Source organism: Pseudoalteromonas sp. G4 (assembly GCF_028875915.1).
GTDB lineage: Bacteria > Pseudomonadota > Gammaproteobacteria > Enterobacterales > Alteromonadaceae > Pseudoalteromonas.
In genome coordinates, this window is sequence record NZ_JAPEHW010000003.1 from 112,849 (window position 1) to 136,807 (window position 23,959).

Here is a 23,959-nt window from a genome sequence, read left to right on the forward strand (position 1 = left end):
CTTGCCCATTAGAAACGGTAAGTTACACCAAGGTTATACGTAGTACCGTAAGCATCGTGATTAATTGAGTCAAAACCACGTGATGAGCCGTAAACGCTCGGTGGCTTTTTATCGAATAAGTTATCGATACTGGCGCGGATCATTACTGAATCTGATACTTCATAACCCGCACTTAAGTCCACCACAGTCCAGCTTTTCACATCGCGCTGTTCGTTGTCATCTAATTCGCCAAGTTCAATTAACTCGTCGATTTCACGGCCGCGTAAACCTTCTATATCATCTTGATAACTACCAGTATAGTTTGCACCAAGCGAGATGTAATAACGCTCTGCATCAAATGAAATTGAAAAACGACCGACATTTTCAGGGTAGCGGAATGTGCCAACAAGTTGCTCAATGTCGTCTGAGCCCGGCTTATTACGGTCGTAATCAAGGTAGCGCGTGGCGTCGAGTTTTAACGTCAAATCACCCGCATCAAAACGAAAACGCTGATCAATTTTAATGTCTAAACCACGAATATCTTGGCTACCAGTGTTTTCTAATTGAATCACATGGTCGCGATAAAGCTCTAGGCTGTAAGAGCGCGGATCATATTCATTGATGTAAGCCGCTAAAATTTCATCTAAGTTTGCACCTGCTTGATCAATGTAAAGGCCGCTATTATCGGTCACACTACATACGTCTTCACCGTATGAAATACCCATTTCACCATTAGGAACTAAACCACAGTGGCGTAATGATTCATCAGTAATAGCACGGGCAAGTACCCCCGTCATATTGGTATCAATGACATCGTCGTAATTAAATTGCCAGTAATCTAATGTGATGGTGGTATCGCGGCTTGGGCTCCATGCAAAACCAAGTGAGAGTGACTCAGATTCTTCAGCATTTAGTGCGCTGTTACCTAGCTCTAGGCTATTTACCGTCACTTGTGTGCCGTCACCTTCGCAGTATAAATCAGCTACCGCTTGGTTAGCGCCACAATCAAAAGTTGATGTGGTTGTTCTTAGTTTTACACCTGCTTGGGTAAGCGAAGGTGCTCTAAACGAGGTTGCCCACGCTGCGCGTAACATTACGGAATCAACTGGGCGATAGCTTATGCTCACTTTAGGATTAAAAGTCGAGCCAAAGTCATCAAAATGGTCATAACGACCTGCAAGTTGCATTTCAATTTTGTCACCTACTGGTACATAAAGCTCGGCAAATGCACCAAATTGCGTGCGCTCAGCTTCAGCAATGCTCGAACCATAACCAAATACATCTACTAAGTATTCGTTGTCAGCATTTGCTACTGCGTTAGCAGATGGAATATCTGAAAGCTCTTCTTTGCGGGCTTCTAAGCCAAATGACGATTGAATATCACTGCTGCCAATTGACATTAGTTCACCAGAGAGTGTGAAATCCCAACCGTAAACACGGCTTTTACCGTTACGCGTTGGTGTTTCTTGGGTAAGCGCTAAGGTTGCATCGTTAGTGCCATTACCCACTAAAAATGGGTTATAAAAATCAAGTAACGAACCTGCACCACAGCTAATATCGCCATTGTTTTGCTGTGCAATTGTGCCATCTGAACACAATTCACCTGCTAGTGCTGCATGGAATTTATAGCGGTTGTAAACGCCCTTTACAGCCACTTGATCTGAGCGTGATTCAGAAAACATGATGCCTGTTTCCCAATCCCAATCTGCTAACTGCCCTTCAAGGCTAGTAACAAAACGCATATTTTCAGATTCAACTTCAACGGTGCGAGGGTCGTTAAAGCGCGCATCAAATTGAAAACCCCATTGTTCTTGCCCTAGCAAAGTATCAAACGGGTCAATGTACAGCGAATCAAGTAATGGGTTATTACCGTTAGCATCGTCATAAATAAACAAGGCATCTTCTTTTACCCACGGGCCTTCACTGTCATCAAGCTGGTTAATTGCAGCAGGCGTTGAATACGCGGTAGATTTAGTTTTGCTGTAGAACATCTCGGTATTCCAAACAAGGTCACCCACAGCTTGGTTAAACATGAAACCACCCGACATACTTTCAAATGGTGCACGTAATACATCGTCTTGATTACCATAGTAAGCACAAATTTGCTCGCCGTATTCGGTTGTAACCGTCTCAGTTAAGCAGCCAGGTGCAGGCTGCTCATTACCATCACGGCTGCTGTAGTAATAAATATTTGGCGTGTTTTCAAGCTTTGGTAAGTATGAATAGCTGTTAACTAAATTAGGTGATGCAAGGTAATCGCGGTCGCTTGCATTAAACTGGTTGCGGTCATAATAATCGGCAAATACCGTTAAATTACCTTCGCCAATTTGGGTGCCCCAAATAAGGTTGATTTGCTTTTTACTTTCATCTGAATCTTCAAAGCTATCACCGTAGCTCACCTCAACTTCACCGCCATCGAAGTCTTTTTTCAAGATATAGTTAATCACACCCGCCACCGCATCTGCACCATAAATTGCCGATGCACCTGTCGCTAAGATTTCAACACGCTCGATTGCTGCTAGTGGAATAGAGTTCACATCGACAAAGTTTTGCGTGCCTGCGGCAAATGAACTTGGCGCAACGCGGCGACCATTAATCAGCGTAAGTGTTGCCGATGGCCCCATACCACGTAAGCTTGCTGCGGCTTGTCCTGCTGGTGTAGAGGTTGATGTACTGCCACTTTCACTGGTTGAGAATGTGCCTGCGCCGCCTTTTAGCTGCGGAATATCTTGCAGTAATTCGTAAATGGATGAAGCGCCTGAACGCTCGATGTCTTCTGCACTTAAAATTGTGATTGGCTGGGTGCCTTCAAGGTCAACACCTTTAATGCGAGAACCTGTGATCTCAATGCGCTCTACTGATTCTGCTTCTGAATTTTTGGCTGGTTGCTCTGCAGCATGTGCTGAAACTGACAGCGCTGCAAAAATGGCTAAGGTTAACTTGTTATACATACTTCACCTGTTTCTGATTAGGTGATTAAACAAAACAGACATATCCCATAAATTTGAGGGATCGATTACGCAATTTAGACGCAATTATGCCGTGTTTTAGCCAATGTAATTGTGATAGAGCACAGTCAAAAGGCGTGTTTAATCAAAGAAATTTTATTTTTGTAATTTTTTTGGGGTGGGTTGCATACCAATAGACAACACCACGGTTAAAAACCGTGTGTCTACTCGTCGAACCACTCAGAAAGGTAGTGTGGTGAGTAGAAGTAACAAACAAGCTGATTCGCTTTTTTTAACATTTCTTCATCTCGTGTTTTTTGACATTACAAACTGGCGTGTGCTAGTTTGCATCCCGCAAAGTTCATAATTTTTATATCACAGCTTTTTTTGTGATGACAAGCCATTTTTTAAAAACTTGATTGGAAATTAATCATGAACTTTGTGTCTTTTGTAAAAAATTTCACCCTCGCGTTTTCGCTTTTTTATAGCCTAACATCCTCTGCGCAAACACTTTATTTAGCGGGCGGCGCACTTAAAACGTGTTCGAGTTTAGCGCAAAAAAACTGCATTGAAAAAACTTCATTTTCATCCCATGCAAAAACCCATTCACTCTATTTGATTAACGAAACAGCCATCACTGCAATTAACTCAAATTGGCCAAACACCAACACACAGCACAAAATTGCCACGCGTAAATTACTCAACAAAATAAAAAGCAAACACGTCATTTCCAAAGCAGAGCTTATTGATAAATTTAAAAGCGAAAATGCCGCGTTATATCGCGCTTTAAGCAATCAAGAATATTACTTTGTATTTGATATGCTTGAACTACCACTCATTGTGAATAATAAACGTATTAGTGAGCAAGTACTCACAAACAAAAACAGGATTAAAAGCACAACTGAGATTTTAAACGCCATTAGTTTAGATATTAAAAACGCGCCAAATAAAACCCTGTATTTAGTTACGGCGTCTTCTCGTGACCCCTATGAATCGGCGGATTTTTATAACGGCTTATTTAGCCAATACAAGATAAATGCAAAGTGGTTAGCGCTAACACCAGCACTTGCTAAAGCCATTGCAAAACAAGATTGCGAAAACCTTGATAACTACCGTAACAAAATTAATTTAGCCTATAACCGCGACACGGTTTACCCCGATTTAACAACGCAAGAAAAAGCCTTGTGTGATGCTGGCATCGACAATTTAATCACTACCCTTAAAAACGCCGATGGCCTGTTTTTTAATGGCGGGGATCAATCGCTTACTAAGCAGGTGTTTGTTAATGCTGAGACAAAAGAACCTTACCCTTGGTTTGAGGTTATTCAAAGCCGAGAAATTTTAGTAGGCACAAGTGCTGGCACGGCCATGCAATCAGGTGGCCAAAATAATTATGGCAATGTACCTATGATCACTAACGGCAGTAGCTTAAATGCTCTTAAAAATGGCGCATTCGATGCACCGCCTCCAGCTGAAAACTGTCAAAACCAAGGCGGCTGCCAGCACCTTGAGTTTGATGCGCTAACTTTTGATAAACACGGTGGTTTAGGTAGTTTTGATTTCGGTATTTTGGATACCCATTTTAGTGAGCGAGGTCGCACCCCACGTTTAGCCGTTTTAATGCAAGCAACCAAGCAACAATTAGGCTTTGGTGTAGATGAAACTACTGCGCTTAAAGTGGAAAAAAACACAGGCAAGATGTCGGTCATCGGTAAAGAAGGCGTTGTAATATTAGCGCACACGGCAAAGAACACTTTTCGTTATCACTTTATCCCTAATGGTGAAGAGTTTACGCTCTCAAGCCTAAAACAGAAAAAAACCGAAAATAAAAAAGCAAATTCTGGTGAAGAAAACGTTTTTGAAAATGCCATTTCAAACGGGCAAATTCGACGCGCACTGCAAGACTTTTGTAACAGCGAAAAGCAGGCAATTACACTCGTTGAAACCGCGCAAAAAGACACGCCAGTCACATTTACAAAAGATGCAAACACGACTTGTGTTAAAACGCATTCAGGTGTTTACCGTATTGAAAATATGCTAATGAGACTTTAAAAAGTGATTTATCGCTGTCAGAATTTTTTGCCTTTCTACTGACAGCGATAAATTTAAAGGGTTACCAACGGGCGTTAAAACCACGATTATCAATATGCACAAAACCGCCATGACGCGCATTTGGATAATACTTGCCAACACCGCCTTGGCGGTTGTCATGGTTTAAAAACGCGACAAAAAGGGTGTATAGATAGTCCACATCTTTTTTGTTTTGCACACCATCCCCATTTAAATCGTCCATTCGTTGATCACCATTTTCATCAATGTATAAATCAAAAGCATCACCGTATTGGTGCCTGCTGTGCTTGCCATTGCCAATCATGCGATTGTAATACGGCGTACGATAGCCACTAATGAAAGAAAAACGTTTAAATTTTATACCTTTAGAAATTAAAAAATCCTTCAAACGATTAAGCATTTTTAGCCCTTCGGTGGTGGCTAAAAAGTACTTAGGAAAGTCGGATTTTTGTTTGCTCAGCATATTTTTAACTTGCACAAGGTCTGAAAGATAAATGTTCTCATCACCTTTTTTCACCTCAATTAATCCTTTGGGCTGTGCGTACTGAGCGAGCGATTTATATGCTTGAGGATAGGTATTAAAACGGTACCCTTTTAGAGCGCTTATTTTTGCCGTATCGATAGGGGTTTTTACCACAAGTTGCAGCAAGGTTTTGCGGTTTGCACGATCACCGAGCGCCACGTGATAAAAGCCAGGTTCAGATGGCGCAGTTGCCAAAAACACATGCTGCGATTTTTGGCTAAGCCACTGCACTGTGTTTGAAAGCGCAAACTCATCTGATAACACAATATGCAGGCGCTCATTAGGCATCAGCACCACGCTATTAATGCCAGATTCAACAACAAACTCAGGCAGTGAACTTGCCTGAGCTTTGCCCATTAGCATCACACAAACCACTAGTCCAAATAAAAAATAACGAGCCATATTTTGCCTTACAGCGGTTGATTAAGCTTTGCTAATAGCTTTTTATCACGCTGATATATATCAGGATAAAAGTGCAAACCATCAAAGTTATGCGACACCGTCCAATACATTAAAAATACATCGAGTGGTTTGTTTAAATTAATACGCGTTGTTTCACGGGTCTCTAAAGTATTTTGCAATGCTTGTGCTGACCATTTTTCATCATCAGCTAAAATTGCTTCCGCTAGTTTGAAGGGCTCTTCTACCCTAACGCAGCCATGACTAAATGCACGTTGCTCTTGACCGAATAAACTTTTTGCAGGCGTGTCGTGCAAGTAAATTGAATACTTATTTGGCAACATAAATTTAATTAAACCCAAGGAGTTTTTCTCCGATGGACGCTGCACAAACCAATAGGGGAATGAGCGCGAAGTGATGTTTTCCCAATTAATTTCATTGACATCTACAGGGTTGCGTCTACTGTCGACCACCATAAAGTCTTTTTTGTCTAAATAACCAATATCTTCTTTTACTTTTGGAATAATGCCGCGTGCAATACTGCGCGGTACAGTCCATGTTGGGTTAACCACTAAATAACGCATTTGGCCTTTAAATACGGGGGTTCGCGTATAATTTCGGCCTACTACTACATTAGTTTTCCAGCTCAGTTTGCCTTGCTGATATAAATACAATTCATAGCCAGCAATATTCACAATCAAAAACTCATCATCAATGCTATTCTCGACCCAACGAATGCGCTCTAAATTGGCATTTATGGTTTCTATGCGCTGCTTTTTTGAGATATTTAAAATCGCGAGTGTGTCTTTACCTATTATGCCATCTGCAGCAAGTTGGTTGAGCGATTGCAGTTTTTTAATGCCCATCACAAGGTCATGTGAATAGAGCGTGCTATCAACACTTTGCGCTTGTGTTACAAGTTGAAGGTCATACAATTTTTGACGAATAAGTGGCACCGCGTCATCACGTTTTTGCGGTTTTAACACACGCCCACTAAGCGCTATTTCAGCACGTTCGGGTAAGTTATGATAAAAAATAAGCGCATCTTTTAACAATGCATATTGTGGTAATTTAGGTTTTAGTTTTGCTAACCCTTGTGGAATTGAATTGCGCGAAACATGGTAAAGCAACTGTTCGGAGGCTTTTTTCGGAGATATTGCATATTGCTGATAATTCCAGGTATTTGAAATAGCCTGTGGGTTAACTTTGCCTCTAATTAAATGAGTTGCATAGGTCATTACCGCATCTGTCAGCAGTAAATCAAACGTGAGCGTGTGCTGTTTTTTACTGTGCCAGCTATGAAGTGAGTTAAGGTGATAATCTTGTGGCTTTAAACCTTCTTGCCATGCATTTTCAAGAGCCGTTATTAGCTGAGACACTGCGACATCATTTTGCCAAATCAACTCGTAGTTATTGGTTTGGTAGGCGTAGTTAACCAGCTCTTTGCTATGAAGTTTTTGCCCTTCGATAACTGGCGTTGGCGACATTAAAATCAGTTCTAATTGATCAAGATAAGATGCCTTGCTTGAAAAAGATGCCAGCAAAGCCAACATTAAAGCCATTAATGCACGCATAAAAGTCCCTTTTTTGTATTTAACTTAGTTACTTCAGAACTAAGTTGATTAGTTTTATACCTTAAATAAACTGCCCTTTACTTAGCGCGTAAAAATACAAAACGCGCTAACCTTCAAGGCCTAAATATGAAAATGCACAATTAAGTGCATTTAGTCTTTTTTCGCCTCAGGTTTAAAACCTAGTACTGTCACTTTCGCTTTTTTGCTGATCAGTATATTGCCCATCGAGTCGTAGCTTAATAGCACTTTCTTCAGTTTAATTTTTTCGCCTTTTGGTAAGGTAAGTACACGTGTTTCCATGCCTTTATTGAGCACGCCTAAAACATCGTACTCTTTTTCTTGGCCATCACTCATTACAACTTTGATATTTTTAATATGCACCGTGCCCTGATCTACATGTAATTTAATTTTAGTAACATGACTTTCAGAATAACTCGGTTTCACTTCATCCGTTTCAGCTTTGAAAGAAACTAATTTATGGGCAACCTCAATCCATTCGCCTTCAGTTTTAGCGATTGCTGAGTAGCTAAAAAATAAAGCCAAAATTATTATTAAACGTTTTATCATCATGATCCCTTTTGATATCTAGTTATATTAAGTAATTAGTTTAATTCAAAAATATATCTATTAGGTTGATTAACATCAACGAAAACAGGTACAAAAGATACAGTACATAAAATCAGCGATATATAAAAGAACTTAAGCACAAACTTTGCTTTTTAATTAAGCGAATAAAAAAGTATACTGACCCCAAATTAAATACACTGATATTGCAATGGTTGCTCACGGTAAAATTAAATGCACTTGGCAAGATAATTTACTTCGCTTGGATGTTTTTGGCCCTTTTAATGTGATTGGCGTAAATAAAGCATTTGACGAATTAAGGCATATTGCACACCAAGCAAAACATGAAACTTGGTTTCGCATTGATATTATCGATGAGGAAACGCTTGGCTGCCCGCAGGTAATGAAAACCATTGGCCAATCTTATGTGTGGAGTTTAAATAATCACTGCCAAATGATTGCTATTGTGTGTGCTAATCGCGTACAGCTGAGCTTGCTAAATTCATTTATTGAAACCTCAGGGTTAAATGTAAAAGCATTTACAGATACTGACGAAGCGCTCGCCGCCATAGCAAAATTGAACCCTGATAATACTGCACACACTCAAGAACAGCGTGAAGTTAGTTAACACTTTCACTTTAATTTGCACTTAACGTTTGTGCTGGTTCTGATTTTAATTTGCAACAAGGAAGTCGCTGTTGTCATCTATTCAAATTGCCCGCTTTATTGTGAGTTTTAGCTGGCTTTACCATGGTATTGCACCAAAACTAATACAGATTGCCCCACTAGAAAAACTCATGACTGCAAGCTTAGGTTTTAGCGAAGACATGTCTTATTACATCACTAAAAGTGCAGGGGTTGGAGAGCTGCTTTTTGGATTGCTGTTGTTTTTCTTTTACCGTTCTAAACCATTGCTGATATTAAACATTTTGGCACTTATTGGGTTACTACTATTTGTTGCAGTATTGCAGCCACAATTACTTTTTGAAGCCTTTAACCCTGTTACCACTAACCTTGGCATTATTGGTTTAAGTATGGTGCTATTGAATGACTTAAAAAATGACGCTGTAACAACGAACTTAAAAGGTCAACAGACCTAATAACATACAAGAATAAAAAATCAGCTTACAGTTTAAGGCTGTAAGCTGATTTTATCATTTCAAAGAGGCATCACATCAAAGTGGTGCCTTTTTGAAATAACTATTAGTTATTCGTCGCATCTTTTAACTTTTGCAGTTTATCTTTGGTGTCTTGCGATAAGTTTTTATCTAGTTCGTTAGTAATAGCTTTTTTCGCCTCTTCTTGCGCCTTTTTCTTAAGCGCATCGGTTGCTGCTTTTTCTACCGAACGCACGAGACGTTTTACCACTTCGCTGCTCAATTGCTCTGGTGTAAGGCCATTATCAGCAGAGCCTAAATTATTCATTACGATATTTGGTACAGATAGCACCTGTGGCGCCCACTTTTCGGTATGTAATTCAGCCTTATTATTAATAAAGCTAAATTTGGTAATGGCTAAACGTACTGGTTTTGCGTTTGGATCGGCAGGCTTTTCTTCAGCTGGCGCACTCTCTGATTGCGAACCTGAGCCATTTTGTTCAAGTTGCTTAAGTAATACTTGTAAGTTTGTTTGCTGCCCTTTTTGTTCGGCGATGATATCTGCGCCATCAATTAACACCTCGTCAATCACAATAACATCACCAAACAAGCTGTTTGGTTTAATATCAAGTGCCACTTGGTTTAAATGAAATAAGTGCTTGCTGTCGAAACCTGTTGGATTTGCTAAATTTAAACCGCTTATTTCACCGCGCCCTTCTTTTAGTGAAATACTCACAGAATCAACGGCAACTTGTGAGCCTGTAACATTAGTACCAACCTGCACAATGACATGCTTCACAATGGCATCTAGATTTTTAAGGCCGTAATAGGTGATTGCCAATATTATCACTAGCGCAGCAGCAAATATAAAACCAATGACTTTTTTCATAAAATATCCTTATTAAATTTAAACAGCTAAATTACCCGAATAAGCTACAAGGTAAACAAGCTATTGTAAAGATGCTAACTCATTCAAAAATAAAATTTTCTATTCAAAAAAAAAGCGCTGAAACCTCAGCGCTTTAATAACTTAGCTTGCCAATTATCTACTTTTTAAAGTCGATAAAGGTACAACTTAATCTCTAGTTATAATACGTACCTTACAGGCCTAAGGATTAGTTTTATGCTTTACAAATTAGCTTTTCTGCTTGTTTGGAATCAATTTTATTAAACAATAAATCCATTGATAGCGAAATACGCTCAGCAGCATTACCAAATTTACCAAAACCGCCACAACCAACAGTGTCTACTCTCACGTTACCGATACGGTTATTTTTGTTATATAAACTAATATCTGCATAACGCATGTAAGTTGTGATGTCCCACGACCAATTCGCTTGATAAACAATCGCTTGATCATACTCAAGTACATAGTTTGGCGTTTCTACCACTTCAAATTGATAACCCTGCTTTGTTAACCAACCTGTGATTGAGTCGCGCACACCATCACGTGTACGTGTGTCGTCAATTACGGTTACTGTTTTATTGGTTTCAAGTGAAGCAGGCTGTGAGTTTTGCACTACGGTCATACAACCTGAAAGTAGTAAAGTAGAAGTAATAGCTAGTGCAGATGCTAACTTTTTCATAAATTCAAAATCCTTTGAAATATTGAGGGTCTTTTAGTCGCTTTTGCATTTTTGTTGATTATTGTAAGCGTTAAATGAACAGCCAAGTATGCTGTACAAACAAAGTTTTAATTAAAACAGTTTAACCACTACAAAACTGCTAAGAAAACCTTTTCGACCTTATGATTGTTATAAAAGTTGCTTTACTAAATTAAAGCAACCGCATGATTTATATCATATTTAAAGTCTAAATTCACAACTTATTATTAGCTTTATATCAACAGTGGGAATATTTTTAGCCGTTTGGTTGCATGGGTAAAATATGAAAGGCAAACGGATTACTTGCAGTAATTTTGCGTTTTGCAAACAAGGTTATTTTTAGATACGTAAAACTTAGCGGTTAGCTGCTTTGAACTTGATTTCGACCAGACTCTTTGGCGATATAAAGTGCTTTATCTGCGCGTTTTAGCAGTGCTTCGATATGTTGATCTTCTTTTTGGAGTGCGCTCACACCAATACTCACGGTAAATTCAACCATATGCTCATCACAACTGAGAATTTGCTTTTCAACACCTTGACGGATCCTTTGGGCTAACGCTACTGCACTTTCTAAATTCGACATAGGTAAAAACACCACAAACTCTTCACCGCCGATACGCCCAACAATATCTGAGTCACGGGTATAAAGGGTGAGTATCTTCGCTGTGGCTTTTATTACCTCATCGCCTGTGGCATGGCCGTATTTGTCGTTAACCGATTTAAATTTATCTAAATCCAGTAATAACATGGCGCAATTCCCTTGGTGCCTAAGGTATTGGCTAAACACTTTATTAGCGGTTTTAAAAAAGCCACGGCGATTATAAATTTGGGTTAAAGGATCTGTCACAGCTAATTTTAGCGCGCTTTCTTTTGCCCGCTCCAGTTCATGTGTGCGTTCTTCTACTTTTTGCTCTAACAACGTTGTGAGGTGCTCTTGCTCATTTTGTCTTTGGCTGAATACAGCTTGCACTAATAAGACGGCAGTAAAAATAAACAAAAAGAAAAACTGCATTGAAACTTCTGCTGTTGCAGAATGATGGTAATAAAAATATCCCCACCCTTGATTGCCACCAATCCACGCCAAGAAAAATACCAACATATTCATGCAACTGGTTGTGGTTGGCGATAATCTTATGGCGCAATAAAGTAATGGAAACAGTAAAAGAGATGGTTGCAAAATTGGTAAATCAAGTTGCTTATAGCCAGGGCCAAATACTAAATAACAGGTCGCGATAATAATTAAGCTTAAGGTAACTGATTGAGTGATGGTTTCTTGTGCCATTTGATATGGCCACCGGCGCCACAAGAAATAAAGTGCAGGGCTAATAACCATAGCTGCCAGTGAATTACTGATACTCCAATTAAGAATGCCCTTAAACAATCCATCAATCCACTGCTCGCCGATAAGAAAATAAACACCCACACCAAAAATGGCTGAAATAAGCCCAATAGCTACGCAGGCTAAAATAAAATTGCCAGCAACATTTGCAACCCGTGTAAATAAATCTTGTTTTTTCAGCTGTTTGTCTATGATGATAAAGGCACAAAGTGCTGCAAGTGTATTTCCGGTTGTTGTTGCGAAATTAATTGCAATATGAGGCAGTGTAAATGGGTTTAAATCGCTTAAGTAGAAATGATAGATGACCGTAAAAAAGGTGCCAAGTGCAATACCCAGCCATGCTCCGCGACCAAAAAGTATCACGGCCGCCAATGCAACTCCTGCAGGTGGCCAAACTGACAGTGTATTTAGCACCTGCATGGTAAACACTGCAAATAGCAGGTAAACAGCACAAGTGAGCAAATTATATTGCCAAGACTTTAACTTTGAGAGCATTTTATCGCTTTGTTAAACATCATTTAAAATCCCTTTTCAAACGACATTAGAGGCTATTTAATACTTTCATACTACCGTTAAAAAAAGAATACAATCAATCAAAAAATAGCCTTTAATAAAAATAGTATTAAAACTAAGTTTTTATAAAAAATAATAGAGTTCAGCGCCCTGCTAATACCATTTCTTTTATTTTTTTAGCTTTTTCGAAGTGATCTAGCTGATGGGTTTCTATCCACCACCTAGCAACTTCCATTAAGCGTTCTGGATCATTATTTTTTCTCTGAGTTCCGCTCTCATTACAACTTAATCCTATTATTTGAGCAAATATGTAAAACCCCTTTACAGCGGTTTGTTTTTTAATCTGAGTTTGGATTCATTACCAGTTTTGGCCAACGATTTTTCCATCCTTTACCTTCAACACGGGCTAAAAACACACTTTTATCACGTTTAGGGTTGTGGTTTAACTTTAAATCGAATAACGAGTCAAAGCCAAATGCAGCAATAAATTCGAGCTTGCCTTTATCATTTAATTTAACCGCAACTGCGGTTTCTTTTTCTGGCCAATGCGCCATGGCATCAATTACATTGGTATACGCGGCATCATTATTTTTTATATGCATCAGCGCTTGGTTTTTCACTTGCCAGTTTAACGTTGGCATTACTTTAGATAATTCGGCTTCAAGTTGTTTATCATGACTGTGACAGGTTTGGTTGGCATCATAGTAAATCACATCAACATCATTAAGTGGCGTGTTTATATCGCCATGTAATTTATCCCACACTAGATTTCGTAAAAAACCCGCTGCAATATAACCACTTGGAAGATTAAGCTGCTGCAAGGCTTTAAGCGCGCTCATGCGCGTGAAATCGCTTTTTAAATATTGCTGCAAGGTATGCAAGTGACGGCGGGTATCTGTTGGCCGAGACAATAAATATTCATCTTGTGTTTCACCCACAATTGAAAAACCAAGCTTAAAATACAAAAAACGGGCTGGATTTTGCTTGATTACACTTAGCGCCACATTGTCTTCTTGTGTGTTAGCTGTTTCAATAATCTCGCTAATAACCTTGCTGCCAAGGCCTTTATTCTGAAAATCAGGGTGTATTTGAATTTGATAAATATACCAAGTAGCTTGATCTGCCAAATAACCATACTTCACCATGCCAACAACTTGATTATTCAAAATAATTAAATGTGTGAGTGCAAATTGGTAGTTTATGCGCGCAAGGTGCGCTTCATCTGTACAAGGTAACCCTGCTTGTTCAAGGTACTGATGCATAGTTAGTTTGCGAAGTGTTAATAAATAGCCAACATCTTCAAAAGTTGCTTTTTGCAGTTTAATCACGCGTGGTTCCTGTACCAAACGCTTCTGGGTGTAACATGCCATTGTCGCCAATTTCATCCCAATGAGCTTTTGAATCAACCCAAATATGATGCGTCACCGAAAGCGCCTTATCTTCACTAATTAAGCCCACCGGAATAAATTTTCGTTCACTGTCGTTGTCGCCAGGCACTTTAGATCCACAAATTTTACAAAACCATGTTTGCCAATCGCTATTGGGCTTTTTCCAAGTGGCAACTGCGTCTTGCCCTTTTTGCCATTGAAAATCACTATTGCTCACAACCAACACACCAATACCATTGGTACCCGTAGCTTTTCGACAAATTGAGCAATGACACATGTAAATATCTTTTGGCTCACTTAAAATCGTAAATTGAACCGCTTCACAATTACATTTTCCGGTGATCATATCTGTGCCTCAGTCATTAAACTTAATTATTTCCACTTTAAATCAATTTATTAGATGATGACAGCCAACTAAGGATAAAACAGCAAATATCAACAGGAACCACCATGAAACAATTAATGATTGTTTTAGCATTGCTCTTTTTACTGCTAAACACTGTGTTTACCAATGCATTAGCGTCTACTCACCAACGTATTTCTCAGACATCCAGTATTCTTGGTGAAGAACGCACCATTCAAATTGCATTGCCTGAAAATTACCTAGCAAACCCAACTGCGACCTACCCTGTAATTTATTTACTTGATGGTGATTACAATTTTAAAGCAGTTACAGGCATGCTCGATATGCTGGCTAATAAAGGGCAGCTGATCCCTGATGTGATTGTGGTTGCAATTTCGGATAATGGCACATCGTCATATCGAAATTACATGACACCAAGTTTTAGTGATAAACAGCCTGACAGTGCTAGCAAATTTGCTGATTACCTTGAAAATGAGGTTAAACCCTATATTCAAAGCCATTATCGCACCGCTAATAACCATATTTTAGTGGGCCAATCGATTGGCGGATTATTTGTACTCAATACGCTTATTGAAAATCCCGCTCGCTTTAATCATTACATTGCCATTAGCCCATCGGTGTGGGTAGGTGATAACGCGATTGTAAAAAAAGCTAAAAACACCTTACATACAAAAACATTTTCAACTGTGTCACTGCATTTATCGTTAGCTGATGAAACCCGAATGGGCCAATATGATTTGATTAACTATTTAGATTTAAACCCACAAGCATCGCTCACCTGGCAATTTACCCACTATCCCGATGAAAACCACAACTCTGTCGGACTTATCGCATTGAGAAACAGCTTAAAACAGATTTTTAATGGTTGGCATATAAACGAGCGAGCACTGGCAACTAAATCACCACAAAGCGTATTGACGCATTACGCTAATTTGCAAACGCAGTGGCAATTAAAACAGGCCATCCCAACGAACGTGGCGCACAGCTTAATGCGCTATCACTACCGTAATAATTTGGTCGAAAAAGTGCCTGAATTTATTAAAAATGCGAAGCTAACATTACCGCAATCAAGCCAAGTATTAACTGCCAAACAAGCCAATTATGTTGGTCATTTCCACTCGCCAAAAAATGCATTAGCACTGCTAAAGGATGCTGAGAAAGAGCATGAATATTCCATTGAACACTTTAAAGCCATTGCAGGTGTTTATGAGCAGTTAGGTGAACAACAAAACGCGCAAACATATTATAAAAAAGCGCTTGCCCTAGCTGAAAAACAACAAGTGGCACAATGGCAGTTGAATATCTTAGCGGCAAAAGTGAAGTAAATTAAACCCTCTTAGAAACACAAAAGGGCGCTTTTTGTGTTTATTAAGGTATTTTGTTGTAACTGGATTTAGTGTCGATTTGAATTAAACTCAAAAGATAAGCTCAATTTAATACGTAATTTTATGGCAATTGAACACGGAACTTTCACGCTGACATTACTGCCCAACAACATTATATTAGCTGATGCTAAAGGTCCCTGGAACATCGAAGCGGTTGAGCACTACCACCATGATATTTCTGAAATAGTAGCAAGCTTTAATGGTGCGCCATGGCGACATATTGCGATTTTACGAAGCGAAACCTTGTTTATGCCAGATGTAGTTGCACGCCTTGAACAACACTTTTTATGGCGCAAAAAACACAATGTGCTTTCAGACACCACCATTCTTAGCGACAGCTTCAGTGAAAACATTTCTAAACAGCAAATTCATCGCATGTTTGAAAAACTCGATATGCCCCACTTTTTTGCAAATGACTTAGATGCTGCTTTAAAGCAGATCAATGAATTAAACGCGCTTTAATAAATTTACATAACCTGATGTGCAGTTATGTAAAGAAAAAACGCTTGCAATATCTACACATGTAGAGATAACCTATATCTACACATGTAGATATATAATTAACATATGGCCCTTTCAAATTTTGAACTAGAAGTGATGCAGCTGTTTTGGCTACACAAAGAAGCCAGCGCACCTCAAATACATAAATTGGTTGCCCAAACGCGAGATGTAAAATACAGCACCGTTAAGACCATTATCGATAGGCTTGAGAAAAAAGGCAGCTTAAAACGCAGTAAGACCCATGGTCGTACAATTTTTTATGCCCCAACCACAGAAAAGCAGTCAGTCAGCGTGCCATTAATTAAAGATTTTATAAATAAAGTGTTTCTTGGAAAAAGCCGCCCACTCGCAGCACATATTTTAGAACAAGAAGAGCTCTCCATGGATGATATTGAGTATTTAGAGTCCATCTTAAAAGAGCGTAAAAAGGACTTGAAGCAATGATTTTTTATTTGATGATAAATACCTGTATTACTTTGCTTGCAATGGCTTTATTAAAGTTAACGCATGGGTCAAATAACGTTAATTACTCACTAACAGTATTTGCACTTTCTGTTTGGCTTTTACCTTACCCAGTATTAGCTGAAATACTGTCTTCAAATAACTTGGTGAGTCCTGTAATTTTGTCACAAACATTTACGACGATTAGCCAACAACAAGATAATTTAAACCGCTATTTAATCGATTATCAGCAGTTGTGTTCAATTGCGCTATTTTCCTGTTTTTTAATAGGCTTTTGTATATTCGCAACGCGCTTAAAAAATCAATTAAGTAGACAAGCAATTATCAAAAGTAGTAAATCATTCCGCTATTGTAGTGCACTCTCCGAGCAATATAATACTTCGGTATATCGTGCAGATAATGTACCAAGCGGCATGCTTATGGGCATTTTTACCAGCAAGATTGTGGTCGCAAATGCAATATCCCAACCTAATCAGCTAGCACTGATTATTAATCACGAAAAAACCCATCAAACAAGAAAAGATAACTTACGCCTAATGCTATTAACCCTGATGGAATGCCTTTTTTGGTGGAATCCACTGGTTAAAAAATTAAGTGCACATACCCGCTTTTATATCGAAGCTCTTTGTGATGAACAATGTGCCAAGCACTACGGCCAAACCAAATACCAACATGATTTTGCAGAGTTAATTTTACGCAACCATCAAAGCCAAAATTTAGCATTCAATTGCACTGCAACCTCAAACAAAAATAACAATATTCAACGACTAAAGCGTCTCAAGGAGCAAAGAGAAATGACAATAAAAAGCAAACTAGCTTATACACTTACAATTACAACTGCTTTATTGCTAATGGCTTGGCACACAGTTGCCCTAGCAACACCAAATAAAGAGCATCAACCTAATGACTTAGGTGCGCTTGTTAACTTTGAGTTGAATGTGACAGATCGCACTGATACCAATCAACCAAGCATTCATTCCTCAAAAATGGCCATGTGGGTCAATTTTGACGAAAAAGCAGCATTTAAAATTAGTGATAAATTTCATTTCAACTTTAAAGTTTCTGAGCGAAGCGATGTTGCTGACGTTGAAATCGAAATACTTGAAGTTACAGCTTCCGGCAGAAAAATTGTCGAAAAACCAAAATTGTCGGTTGCCTTTAACCAACAAGCAAAAATTGAAATTGACAACTATCAGTTAAGCGAAAACGCCTATTCAATTTCTTTTGTACCGAGCAAGGCAAAAAAACCAGAATAAATAGCTATACCTTCATAAATAAGCACAAATCGCAGCTTCAAGATTTTCAATTTACTAGGCCGTTATAACGGCCTTTAACTTTTAATTAAAACCTTCCATCATCACCACAACAATAATCCAACAGGTTATTTCACTTGTTAAATAAAAGTTCATTTATAGCAATAAGTTACAATTTTTGATAAAAGTACATAAATACAAAAATGATAACGTTTTTGGTAAGAAAACGACTCAATTGCTCACGATTAAATACATAGCACTCAAGGAGGAGTATTGGTTTTTGTTCAATCACGGATTCAAGGTGTAAAGTTTAGAATTTACACTTATATAATGAAATTCGGCCTTCCTTTGCTGATACCGTTTATTGTTTCTATGGTAAAAGGTGAAAAGACGTTTGCGTTGCAATATCTTTGCTTTTTGTTAATCGTCGCAGTGCTAGTTTCCGTTTGGTTAATGCTTTTTAATTCTGGTAAATCCAAAATAGTTGAATATTCGTTAGAGCTAAACAGTGATGGAATTCACCTCACCGAGTTTGGGAAAACTAAATCCGTATTATGGAATGATTATGCGGGTTACAGTGTTGGCGGATTGCCAAAAACTGTCAGTATAAAAACGCCTTTGAATGGTGAGTTAGAATTTGGCTATTTTGTATTTAGCCAAGGGCAAAGAAATAGAATATTTGAAGCTTTAAAATTTAAAGAGCTTTAACAAAATATTCTGAGCAGTATGTTTAGCACATTTGCTATTTATGATGATTAAAATTAGCCGCATTAATAATGCGGCTAACTGGTTATTTTTTCGTTTGAAAAAAACCAGTTACTTTTTCTGCTTGTAAGCCTGCTTGATGCCACTTTGTTTGCTCTTCACAAAAAATGTTTGCGTCGACTTCTTTGCTTGGCTCTTGATCTAGGCTGCCTGCAGGTACAATTAAAAACTTTTTATTTTGCGTTAAAAACGGCAGCCCTGAGCCACACTCGGTACAAAATACCCTTGAAAAAGCACGGGTAGGATGATCGAATCGCTTGGTTAGCTGCTCACCTTTTGTCCATGTAATATTTGTTGGCAATGTGAATAGGTTGGCAGCATGCGCGGTACCTGTAAGTTTGCGGCACTGTTCACAATGGCAAAAAAAGAATTTTTTAAAGTCATCTTTAACACTAAAGCTCACTGCACCACAGCAACAACCACCGGTTAATTGTTCGCTCATCTTCTCTCCAAACATTAAATTTCAATGGACTACAAAACACTACGCTAACCATTAACTTTATTTTGTTCAATCCCGACTTTTGGATACATTTTGCAAGGTAAAGCTAAGCGCAAATGCAAGACAACTGAACACAGTGAAAAGTGCCATGACTGCCACTAACGAAAACTGCGCAATGACTCCCGATACCAAACCAATAACTAGTAGTACCACACCTATTAAGCTATTACTTAGCGCAACATAATCGGTGCGCTTATTGCCTTGTGCCATATCAACTAAATAGGTTTTACGCCCTTGCCTTACACCTTCATGTACCACCAGCAATGTAAAGAATAGCACTAAGTAATACAGGCTATGATTTTCATTCAGCCACATTAGTGTCGCTGCCACCGCGCAAATTACACTATTAATTAATGCTGTAAAGGTGATTAAAGATTTACTGTTTTTATCCGCCAACTTCCCCCAAATACGGCCACTGATAAAACTTGCAATACCACCGAGTAAAATTAAACCAGCAAGCGAAACATGGCTTGAGGTTTGGTTGGCTTGCGCCATTAAAACAAAATAGGGTGCAGCAAGACCTGAGCTTATCATTAAGCTTCTGACCATCACAAAACGGCGAAACTGTGGGTCGTTTTTTAACAAGTGCAGGTTGCTTTTGAGAACCGATTTAGTATCCGATTGCTTATCTGTATTACCTGCAAATTCTTTAATCGCACCAAAGCTAAGTGCACTTAGTAAAAAGCAACACGCTGCAAATCCGAGTAAAACATCTATGCCACCCAATTCACTATCACGAAAATATAAGAACACAGCTAAAACGATACTTGCTAAGCCTGCGATACTTGCCGCAGTACCCGAGAGCGTACCGCGTTTACTTTTATCGATAGTTTTACCAAGCACATCTTTATTGGCAATAGATGAAATTGCGCGGGACAAACTAAACACCACTGTGAGTAACACAATAGCGATACCAGCACTGATGCCTGAAAAATTAAGCGCAACACACAATAAGGCAATCACAATTGCGCTTTGTAGTAACGCACCATAAATCAAAAAGTGTTTACGTGTGGGAAAACGACGAATATAAGGGCCAAGCATAATTTGCGGCAACATCGAGCCAGACTCACAAATTGGCACCAATAGTGATGTAAGAAACACCGGTGCGCCAGTGCTTGCCATAATCCAAGGCAATACTACTTTTGCACTTGTAAGCGCGTCGGCGATTTTGCTAAACACTAAAGCCATTAAAAATAGCAGATAATTGCTATGCTGCACTTGGCATGCGTTATCACTGAGTTCACTACACTTTACGTGTTTTTTGGTGTTTAGCTTTGCATGGAGTTTATCGTTTAACTTTGAAAAATAAGGCATAAATCCTTTTGAGATGAGGCTATTTAATAAGGTGGTTTCAGTAATACTACGCGGTGCTTACACTAAACGATCAAACAGATAACTGCAGCACCAAACAATATTTACCTGTTAGCCATTGGATGATCGGCATTTAATTGCAACAGATCCCAACGATTACCGTATAAATCTTCAAATACTGCAACAGTGCCATAAGGCTGCTCTTTAGGCTCACGAATAAAGTGAATACCAATTGCTTTCATACGTTCATAATCACGCCAAAAGTCATCGGTATTTAAAAATAAAAACACCCTGCCACCTGCTTGATTACCAATAAACGGGGCTTGCTCTGGCTTAGATGCTTTTGCGAGTAACAAGGCTACCCCATGTGAGTTTGGCGGAGCCACTACCACCCAGCGTTTATCTTGCTCAGCTTGATAGCTGTCTTCTAACAGCTCAAACTTGAGCTTATTTACATAAAAATCAATTGCTTCATCGTAATCTTTAACAACAAGTGCAACGTGCACAATATTCTGTTTCATAGAAATCCTAAACGATTTTGAATGCCGGAGCGTGTTAACCTTCTCGGTCTAAATTCTGTTCAAATCCATAGCGCTTTGATCACAGCGTCGCTTGGTAGGAAAGTAAAAAACATAACGCTATGAGGTGAACCTATCTGGCAGCGTTTGTTTTGCATTTATACTGTGTTATCGCTCATTTATGTAGAATACTACACTACAATCGCTCTGCCTTGTCTAAATACCAAACAAACTGCCGCAGAAATTGACAGAAAAGCTCAACACGCTCTAATTCTAGATATTAATTATGGTATCTGACAATTTAATCGTTAAAACAACAAAAGCGGCCTAAGCCGCTTTTGAAAGATAAATGCCTTTTTATTTAATAGCAGTCACTTCGGGTAAGGTGTAACTGCCATTTAATACCGACTCACCTGCTCGATAGATTCTAAATAGAAAATTCCACCCAGTAGAAACATCTACTCGGTTTTTAACATTTCCACAAACGGCCTTGGACCCAAAGTAAGCGTCAAATGTGCCATTATCATTTAGTGTTGTATTTGACTGGTTAAACACATTGTTATCGCTTTTCATAAAACCATCATCGCCATACACAGTTATTGACCAAAAACCTTGGTTCTCTGGCACATTATAATTAGCAAAATAACATGTGTTTAAATTTGCTTCTTTTGGCTGATAATTTAGATAAGTTGCTTCATATTCGGGCAGTAATCCCCATGCGGCAGCTGCTGCAAAATGGCGAGTTTTCTCGTTAACTTTGCCACGTTCCCCCATCATACCAGCCCAACTATCAAACTGCTTGCTACCAACTTCATAGTTTTTACGTAATGAATCAAGGGACTCCCGATCCCAATTAAATCCGGGAAAATTACTATTACGTTTAGAGACAACTTTAAATTGATCTTGCAAGGCATTGACCAAAGCAACTTCATCTTTATTTGATGGATCTTTGACCTGAATTCGCACAATTACATATACAAACTCAGTTTCACTCTTCACCTGGTAAGTGCCAGCTTTATGAATAATATCAACCACATAATGATCATTATCAAGGATATATACTGATGCATAGCGATCATCTAGCAGTTTTGGAAAAGTAACTGATAACCCTTCTTTTGCATCAAATACACCACCGGAATAAAGCACATCCCTATTCATTCGAACTACAGTTTGCTTATCTAGTGGTGTTGGCGCTCTAAAATGAAAAAAGGAATTTGTACCACCAGCATTTTCTATCATTGCTGCAAACATATTGTCTGTTTCAGCCCGAACAAATGTATCTTCTGTAACTGACTCTCCTGTTTTCGCATGCAAAGCACCACAGAAACCAGACAACAAAAACAATCCATTAAGCACTATTTTTTTGCTAACCATAAAAACTCCCTTTAATTGTTGAGATAAACACAACTGCTATTTGTTAAGTTATGAATAAGCTATCAGCTAGATAATTAATTAACAATAAAAAGCGCTTTAGGCTTTTACTTCGCAGCTGGCTTTGTTGCTATAAAACTAAAAAGTTTATTTACGTCGCCTTCAGAGATATCAAGTAAGCAATGCTCTACTAATAATGAATACAATTGCTGTGCTGAAGTGATGGGATACACAGCTTGTTCATTTAAAGCATCATCAAAAAATGTGACTTCACGGTTACGAATTAACACCCGCTCGTTTTCCATAACGCGAGAAACCACCAGGTTATTCACAAATGCTGCGCCTTCGAATTGTGAACTATAAAAATGCCCAATATTGCAATCCATTTCTGTAAACTCAGCTAAATCAAAGCGGTATAGGGTAGTAGGCTCTGCATTTGTTGGCGTATATTCAAGCCTATAATGATTATTAGCCATTGCTTTAATGGTATAACGCCCGCTTAAAGTATCAATAGTGGCATTTTTTAGCGGCACAATAAAACGTGGGTTCATAACGCCAAAACCCACATCTACTATGTATTTTTCGCCTTCAAATTCTAATAAGGTAACACGGTGTAAGCGGCCATTGCCCTCGTTACCATCAAGTAACACTCGAGTAATGAGCGGCCTGACATTAAAACCTAGTTGCTTTAATACCACATACATTACTTTGTTATGTTCAAAGCAGTAACCGCCGGTTTTATTAAATACGAGGCGCTCAAACAAGGCGTCATAAAATCACATTGCTACTGCTAAAGGGAAAAGCAGCAATATGCTGCGCTTTAATATGACTGATAAGTAAAAGCCCAGTAAGCGATGTATTGATGTTTAATTGAGTTAAATATTTTTCGACTAATTGCTCCATCACTTATCTCCTAATTATTTAAAACAGTATTAAATTTGGCTAACGCGTTATCTTCTAAATTAAATCCTTCACGGCAGCTGACATGTAAATGTGCCAAATAGGGCATATCAAAGTAGGCAAAGACTTTCTCAAAAAAGCCATTGAAAATGGGGCATAACTCATCACTTGCCGAAGTGGCTAAAACAAAGGTTGGCTTATTAGCAAGGGAGCGCGCTTTAATTTTAAGGACCTTCACATCGGTAAGCTCGGTAATACGATCAATTAAGGCTTTAATTGTTGCGGTTGGTGCATGCCAATAGACAGGAGAGGCAAAAATTAACTTATCTGCTGCCAGTATTTTTTCGACCAATGGATAAAAATCATCTTCTGGGTAATTATTTTGATAGTTGTAAGGGGTAATTGTTAAGGCATCAATATCAATCACCTCTAATTCATGATGCTTTGCAATTTCATCAATCAGTTGCGCTGTATTACCTTGTTTATTAGCACTTGAAAATAAGACTAATTTTGTCATTTGTTGGCAGTCCTTTTTTTAAAATTTGTGTGCACTTTAAAAGCTCAGGTTAGGTTGAGGTAAAGTGTTTTTTATAAAAAGTTTCAGGCACTCAATTTAACTTATGAGTACCTGA

The 23,959-nt window shown here is 38.6% G+C and carries 25 protein-coding genes; 8 read left to right on the forward strand and 17 right to left on the reverse strand.

Annotation, left to right across the window (positions count from 1 at the left end):
- Positions 1–8: 8 nt before the first annotated feature.
- Positions 9–2,930: a TonB-dependent receptor gene (locus ON073_RS02615; RefSeq protein WP_274760302.1), complete on the reverse strand. Its 2,922-nt coding sequence runs from the start codon at positions 2,928–2,930 to the stop codon at positions 9–11.
- A gap of 429 nt (positions 2,931–3,359) precedes the next feature.
- Between ON073_RS02615 and ON073_RS02620 the strand changes: the two genes are divergently transcribed.
- Positions 3,360–4,979 carry a cyanophycinase gene (locus ON073_RS02620; protein WP_274760303.1) on the forward strand — a complete coding sequence of 540 codons (1,620 nt, stop codon included), beginning with the start codon at positions 3,360–3,362 and terminating at the stop codon, positions 4,977–4,979.
- A gap of 61 nt (positions 4,980–5,040) precedes the next feature.
- Here the strand turns inward: ON073_RS02620 and ON073_RS02625 are convergent, their stop codons facing one another.
- The 3 genes from ON073_RS02625 to ON073_RS02635 all read right to left on the reverse strand — a co-directional run bounded on the left by ON073_RS02625 (position 5,041) and on the right by ON073_RS02635 (position 8,063).
- Positions 5,041–5,922: a D-Ala-D-Ala carboxypeptidase family metallohydrolase gene (locus ON073_RS02625; RefSeq protein WP_274760304.1), complete on the reverse strand. Its 882-nt coding sequence runs from the start codon at positions 5,920–5,922 to the stop codon at positions 5,041–5,043.
- Between the two features lie 8 nt (positions 5,923–5,930).
- Entirely contained in the window at positions 5,931–7,493 is a 1,563-nt protein-coding gene (locus ON073_RS02630; RefSeq protein ID WP_274760305.1) for a L,D-transpeptidase family protein, read from the reverse strand.
- A 150-nt stretch (positions 7,494–7,643) separates the two neighbouring features.
- The gene (locus ON073_RS02635) at positions 7,644–8,063 is read right to left on the reverse strand and encodes a hypothetical protein (protein WP_274760306.1); all 420 of its coding nucleotides are present in this window, start codon (positions 8,061–8,063) and stop codon (positions 7,644–7,646) included.
- Positions 8,064–8,268: 205 nt separating this feature from the next.
- On the opposite strand from ON073_RS02635, the gene ON073_RS02640 reads away from it, so the two are divergent.
- Entirely contained in the window at positions 8,269–8,685 is a 417-nt protein-coding gene (locus tag ON073_RS02640) for a hypothetical protein (RefSeq protein ID WP_274760307.1), read from the forward strand.
- 70 nt (positions 8,686–8,755) lie between these two features.
- Entirely contained in the window at positions 8,756–9,157 is a 402-nt protein-coding gene (locus ON073_RS02645) for a DoxX-like family protein (protein WP_274760308.1), read from the forward strand.
- A gap of 103 nt (positions 9,158–9,260) precedes the next feature.
- Here ON073_RS02645 and ON073_RS02650 read toward each other — a convergent pair whose 3' ends face one another.
- The 6 genes from ON073_RS02650 to ON073_RS02675 all read right to left on the reverse strand — a co-directional run bounded on the left by ON073_RS02650 (position 9,261) and on the right by ON073_RS02675 (position 14,344).
- On the reverse strand, positions 9,261–10,043 hold the full coding sequence (locus tag ON073_RS02650; protein WP_274760309.1) for a DUF748 domain-containing protein: 783 nt from the start codon (positions 10,041–10,043) through the stop codon (positions 9,261–9,263).
- 232 nt (positions 10,044–10,275) lie between these two features.
- Positions 10,276–10,740 carry an Sbal_3080 family lipoprotein gene (locus tag ON073_RS02655; protein ID WP_274760310.1) on the reverse strand — a complete coding sequence of 155 codons (465 nt, stop codon included), beginning with the start codon at positions 10,738–10,740 and terminating at the stop codon, positions 10,276–10,278.
- Positions 10,741–11,119: 379 nt separating this feature from the next.
- Complete coding sequence (locus tag ON073_RS02660) at positions 11,120–12,592, reverse strand: sensor domain-containing diguanylate cyclase (protein ID WP_274760311.1); 1,473 nt, start codon at positions 12,590–12,592, stop codon at positions 11,120–11,122.
- 160 nt (positions 12,593–12,752) lie between these two features.
- Positions 12,753–12,920 carry a DUF6500 family protein gene (locus tag ON073_RS02665; RefSeq protein WP_446728503.1) on the reverse strand — a complete coding sequence of 56 codons (168 nt, stop codon included), beginning with the start codon at positions 12,918–12,920 and terminating at the stop codon, positions 12,753–12,755.
- A 28-nt stretch (positions 12,921–12,948) separates the two neighbouring features.
- A complete protein-coding gene (locus tag ON073_RS02670) occupies positions 12,949–13,938 on the reverse strand; it encodes a nucleotidyltransferase family protein (RefSeq protein WP_274760312.1) in 990 nt (329 codons plus the stop codon).
- Positions 13,931–14,344, reverse strand: coding sequence for a GFA family protein (locus ON073_RS02675; RefSeq protein ID WP_274760313.1), 414 nt, complete (start codon positions 14,342–14,344; stop codon positions 13,931–13,933). The genes ON073_RS02670 and ON073_RS02675 overlap by 8 nt, the downstream gene beginning before the upstream one ends.
- Positions 14,345–14,448: 104 nt before the next feature.
- Here ON073_RS02675 and ON073_RS02680 point away from each other — a divergent pair, with 104 nt between their 5' ends.
- The 5 genes from ON073_RS02680 to ON073_RS02700 all read left to right on the forward strand — a co-directional run bounded on the left by ON073_RS02680 (position 14,449) and on the right by ON073_RS02700 (position 18,671).
- Complete coding sequence (locus ON073_RS02680) at positions 14,449–15,687, forward strand: alpha/beta hydrolase-fold protein (RefSeq protein WP_274760315.1); 1,239 nt, start codon at positions 14,449–14,451, stop codon at positions 15,685–15,687.
- Positions 15,688–15,810: 123 nt separating this feature from the next.
- Entirely contained in the window at positions 15,811–16,209 is a 399-nt protein-coding gene (locus ON073_RS02685) for a hypothetical protein (RefSeq protein WP_274760316.1), read from the forward strand.
- Between the two features lie 105 nt (positions 16,210–16,314).
- Positions 16,315–16,692 carry a BlaI/MecI/CopY family transcriptional regulator gene (locus ON073_RS02690; protein ID WP_274760317.1) on the forward strand — a complete coding sequence of 126 codons (378 nt, stop codon included), beginning with the start codon at positions 16,315–16,317 and terminating at the stop codon, positions 16,690–16,692.
- The gene (locus tag ON073_RS02695; RefSeq protein WP_274760318.1) at positions 16,689–17,966 is read left to right on the forward strand and encodes a M56 family metallopeptidase; all 1,278 of its coding nucleotides are present in this window, start codon (positions 16,689–16,691) and stop codon (positions 17,964–17,966) included. Before ON073_RS02690 ends, ON073_RS02695 begins: the two co-directional genes overlap by 4 nt.
- A 270-nt stretch (positions 17,967–18,236) precedes the next feature.
- Positions 18,237–18,671, forward strand: a complete 435-nt coding sequence (locus tag ON073_RS02700) for a hypothetical protein (RefSeq protein ID WP_274760319.1) — start codon at positions 18,237–18,239, stop codon at positions 18,669–18,671.
- An 82-nt stretch (positions 18,672–18,753) separates the two neighbouring features.
- On the opposite strand, the gene ON073_RS02705 is transcribed toward ON073_RS02700, so the two are convergent.
- From ON073_RS02705 to ON073_RS02735, 7 genes are all read right to left on the reverse strand, one after another.
- Positions 18,754–19,170, reverse strand: coding sequence for a GFA family protein (locus ON073_RS02705; RefSeq protein ID WP_274760320.1), 417 nt, complete (start codon positions 19,168–19,170; stop codon positions 18,754–18,756).
- 66 nt (positions 19,171–19,236) lie between these two features.
- Complete coding sequence (locus tag ON073_RS02710) at positions 19,237–20,541, reverse strand: MFS transporter (RefSeq protein ID WP_274760321.1); 1,305 nt, start codon at positions 20,539–20,541, stop codon at positions 19,237–19,239.
- Positions 20,542–20,642: 101 nt separating this feature from the next.
- Positions 20,643–21,059: a VOC family protein gene (locus tag ON073_RS02715; RefSeq protein WP_274760322.1), complete on the reverse strand. Its 417-nt coding sequence runs from the start codon at positions 21,057–21,059 to the stop codon at positions 20,643–20,645.
- 354 nt (positions 21,060–21,413) lie between these two features.
- Positions 21,414–22,430 (reverse strand): DUF1254 domain-containing protein, encoded by a 1,017-nt coding sequence (locus tag ON073_RS02720; RefSeq protein WP_274760323.1) that lies wholly within the window; start codon positions 22,428–22,430, stop codon positions 21,414–21,416.
- 104 nt (positions 22,431–22,534) lie between these two features.
- Positions 22,535–23,191, reverse strand: coding sequence for an arylamine N-acetyltransferase family protein (locus ON073_RS02725; protein WP_274760324.1), 657 nt, complete (start codon positions 23,189–23,191; stop codon positions 22,535–22,537).
- Between the two features lie 4 nt (positions 23,192–23,195).
- Positions 23,196–23,330, reverse strand: a complete 135-nt coding sequence (locus ON073_RS02730) for a hypothetical protein (protein WP_274760325.1) — start codon at positions 23,328–23,330, stop codon at positions 23,196–23,198.
- Positions 23,331–23,340: 10 nt separating this feature from the next.
- On the reverse strand, positions 23,341–23,844 hold the full coding sequence (locus tag ON073_RS02735) for a flavodoxin family protein (protein ID WP_274760326.1): 504 nt from the start codon (positions 23,842–23,844) through the stop codon (positions 23,341–23,343).
- Between the last annotated feature and the right edge of the window lie 115 nt (positions 23,845–23,959).

Bases quoted from the DNA above. Each gene is read 5' to 3' on its own strand.
- ON073_RS02615 (WP_274760302.1), bottom strand. From the start codon at position 2,930: ATGTATAACAAGTTAACCTTAGCCATTTTTGCAGCGCTGTCAGTTTCA.
- ON073_RS02620 (WP_274760303.1), top strand. From the start codon at position 3,360: ATGAACTTTGTGTCTTTTGTAAAAAATTTCACCCTCGCGTTTTCGCTT.
- ON073_RS02625 (WP_274760304.1), bottom strand. From the start codon at position 5,922: ATGGCTCGTTATTTTTTATTTGGACTAGTGGTTTGTGTGATGCTAATG.
- ON073_RS02630 (WP_274760305.1), bottom strand. From the start codon at position 7,493: ATGCGTGCATTAATGGCTTTAATGTTGGCTTTGCTGGCATCTTTTTCA.
- ON073_RS02635 (WP_274760306.1), bottom strand. From the start codon at position 8,063: ATGATGATAAAACGTTTAATAATAATTTTGGCTTTATTTTTTAGCTAC.
- ON073_RS02640 (WP_274760307.1), top strand. From the start codon at position 8,269: ATGGTTGCTCACGGTAAAATTAAATGCACTTGGCAAGATAATTTACTT.
- ON073_RS02650 (WP_274760309.1), bottom strand. From the start codon at position 10,043: ATGAAAAAAGTCATTGGTTTTATATTTGCTGCTGCGCTAGTGATAATA.
- ON073_RS02655 (WP_274760310.1), bottom strand. From the start codon at position 10,740: ATGAAAAAGTTAGCATCTGCACTAGCTATTACTTCTACTTTACTACTT.
- ON073_RS02660 (WP_274760311.1), bottom strand. From the start codon at position 12,592: ATGCTCTCAAAGTTAAAGTCTTGGCAATATAATTTGCTCACTTGTGCT.
- ON073_RS02675 (WP_274760313.1), bottom strand. From the start codon at position 14,344: ATGATCACCGGAAAATGTAATTGTGAAGCGGTTCAATTTACGATTTTA.
- ON073_RS02680 (WP_274760315.1), top strand. From the start codon at position 14,449: ATGAAACAATTAATGATTGTTTTAGCATTGCTCTTTTTACTGCTAAAC.
- ON073_RS02685 (WP_274760316.1), top strand. From the start codon at position 15,811: ATGGCAATTGAACACGGAACTTTCACGCTGACATTACTGCCCAACAAC.
- ON073_RS02690 (WP_274760317.1), top strand. From the start codon at position 16,315: ATGGCCCTTTCAAATTTTGAACTAGAAGTGATGCAGCTGTTTTGGCTA.
- ON073_RS02695 (WP_274760318.1), top strand. From the start codon at position 16,689: ATGATTTTTTATTTGATGATAAATACCTGTATTACTTTGCTTGCAATG.
- ON073_RS02705 (WP_274760320.1), bottom strand. From the start codon at position 19,170: ATGAGCGAACAATTAACCGGTGGTTGTTGCTGTGGTGCAGTGAGCTTT.
- ON073_RS02710 (WP_274760321.1), bottom strand. From the start codon at position 20,541: ATGCCTTATTTTTCAAAGTTAAACGATAAACTCCATGCAAAGCTAAAC.
- ON073_RS02715 (WP_274760322.1), bottom strand. From the start codon at position 21,059: ATGAAACAGAATATTGTGCACGTTGCACTTGTTGTTAAAGATTACGAT.
- ON073_RS02720 (WP_274760323.1), bottom strand. From the start codon at position 22,430: ATGGTTAGCAAAAAAATAGTGCTTAATGGATTGTTTTTGTTGTCTGGT.
- ON073_RS02730 (WP_274760325.1), bottom strand. From the start codon at position 23,330: ATGGAGCAATTAGTCGAAAAATATTTAACTCAATTAAACATCAATACA.
- ON073_RS02735 (WP_274760326.1), bottom strand. From the start codon at position 23,844: ATGACAAAATTAGTCTTATTTTCAAGTGCTAATAAACAAGGTAATACA.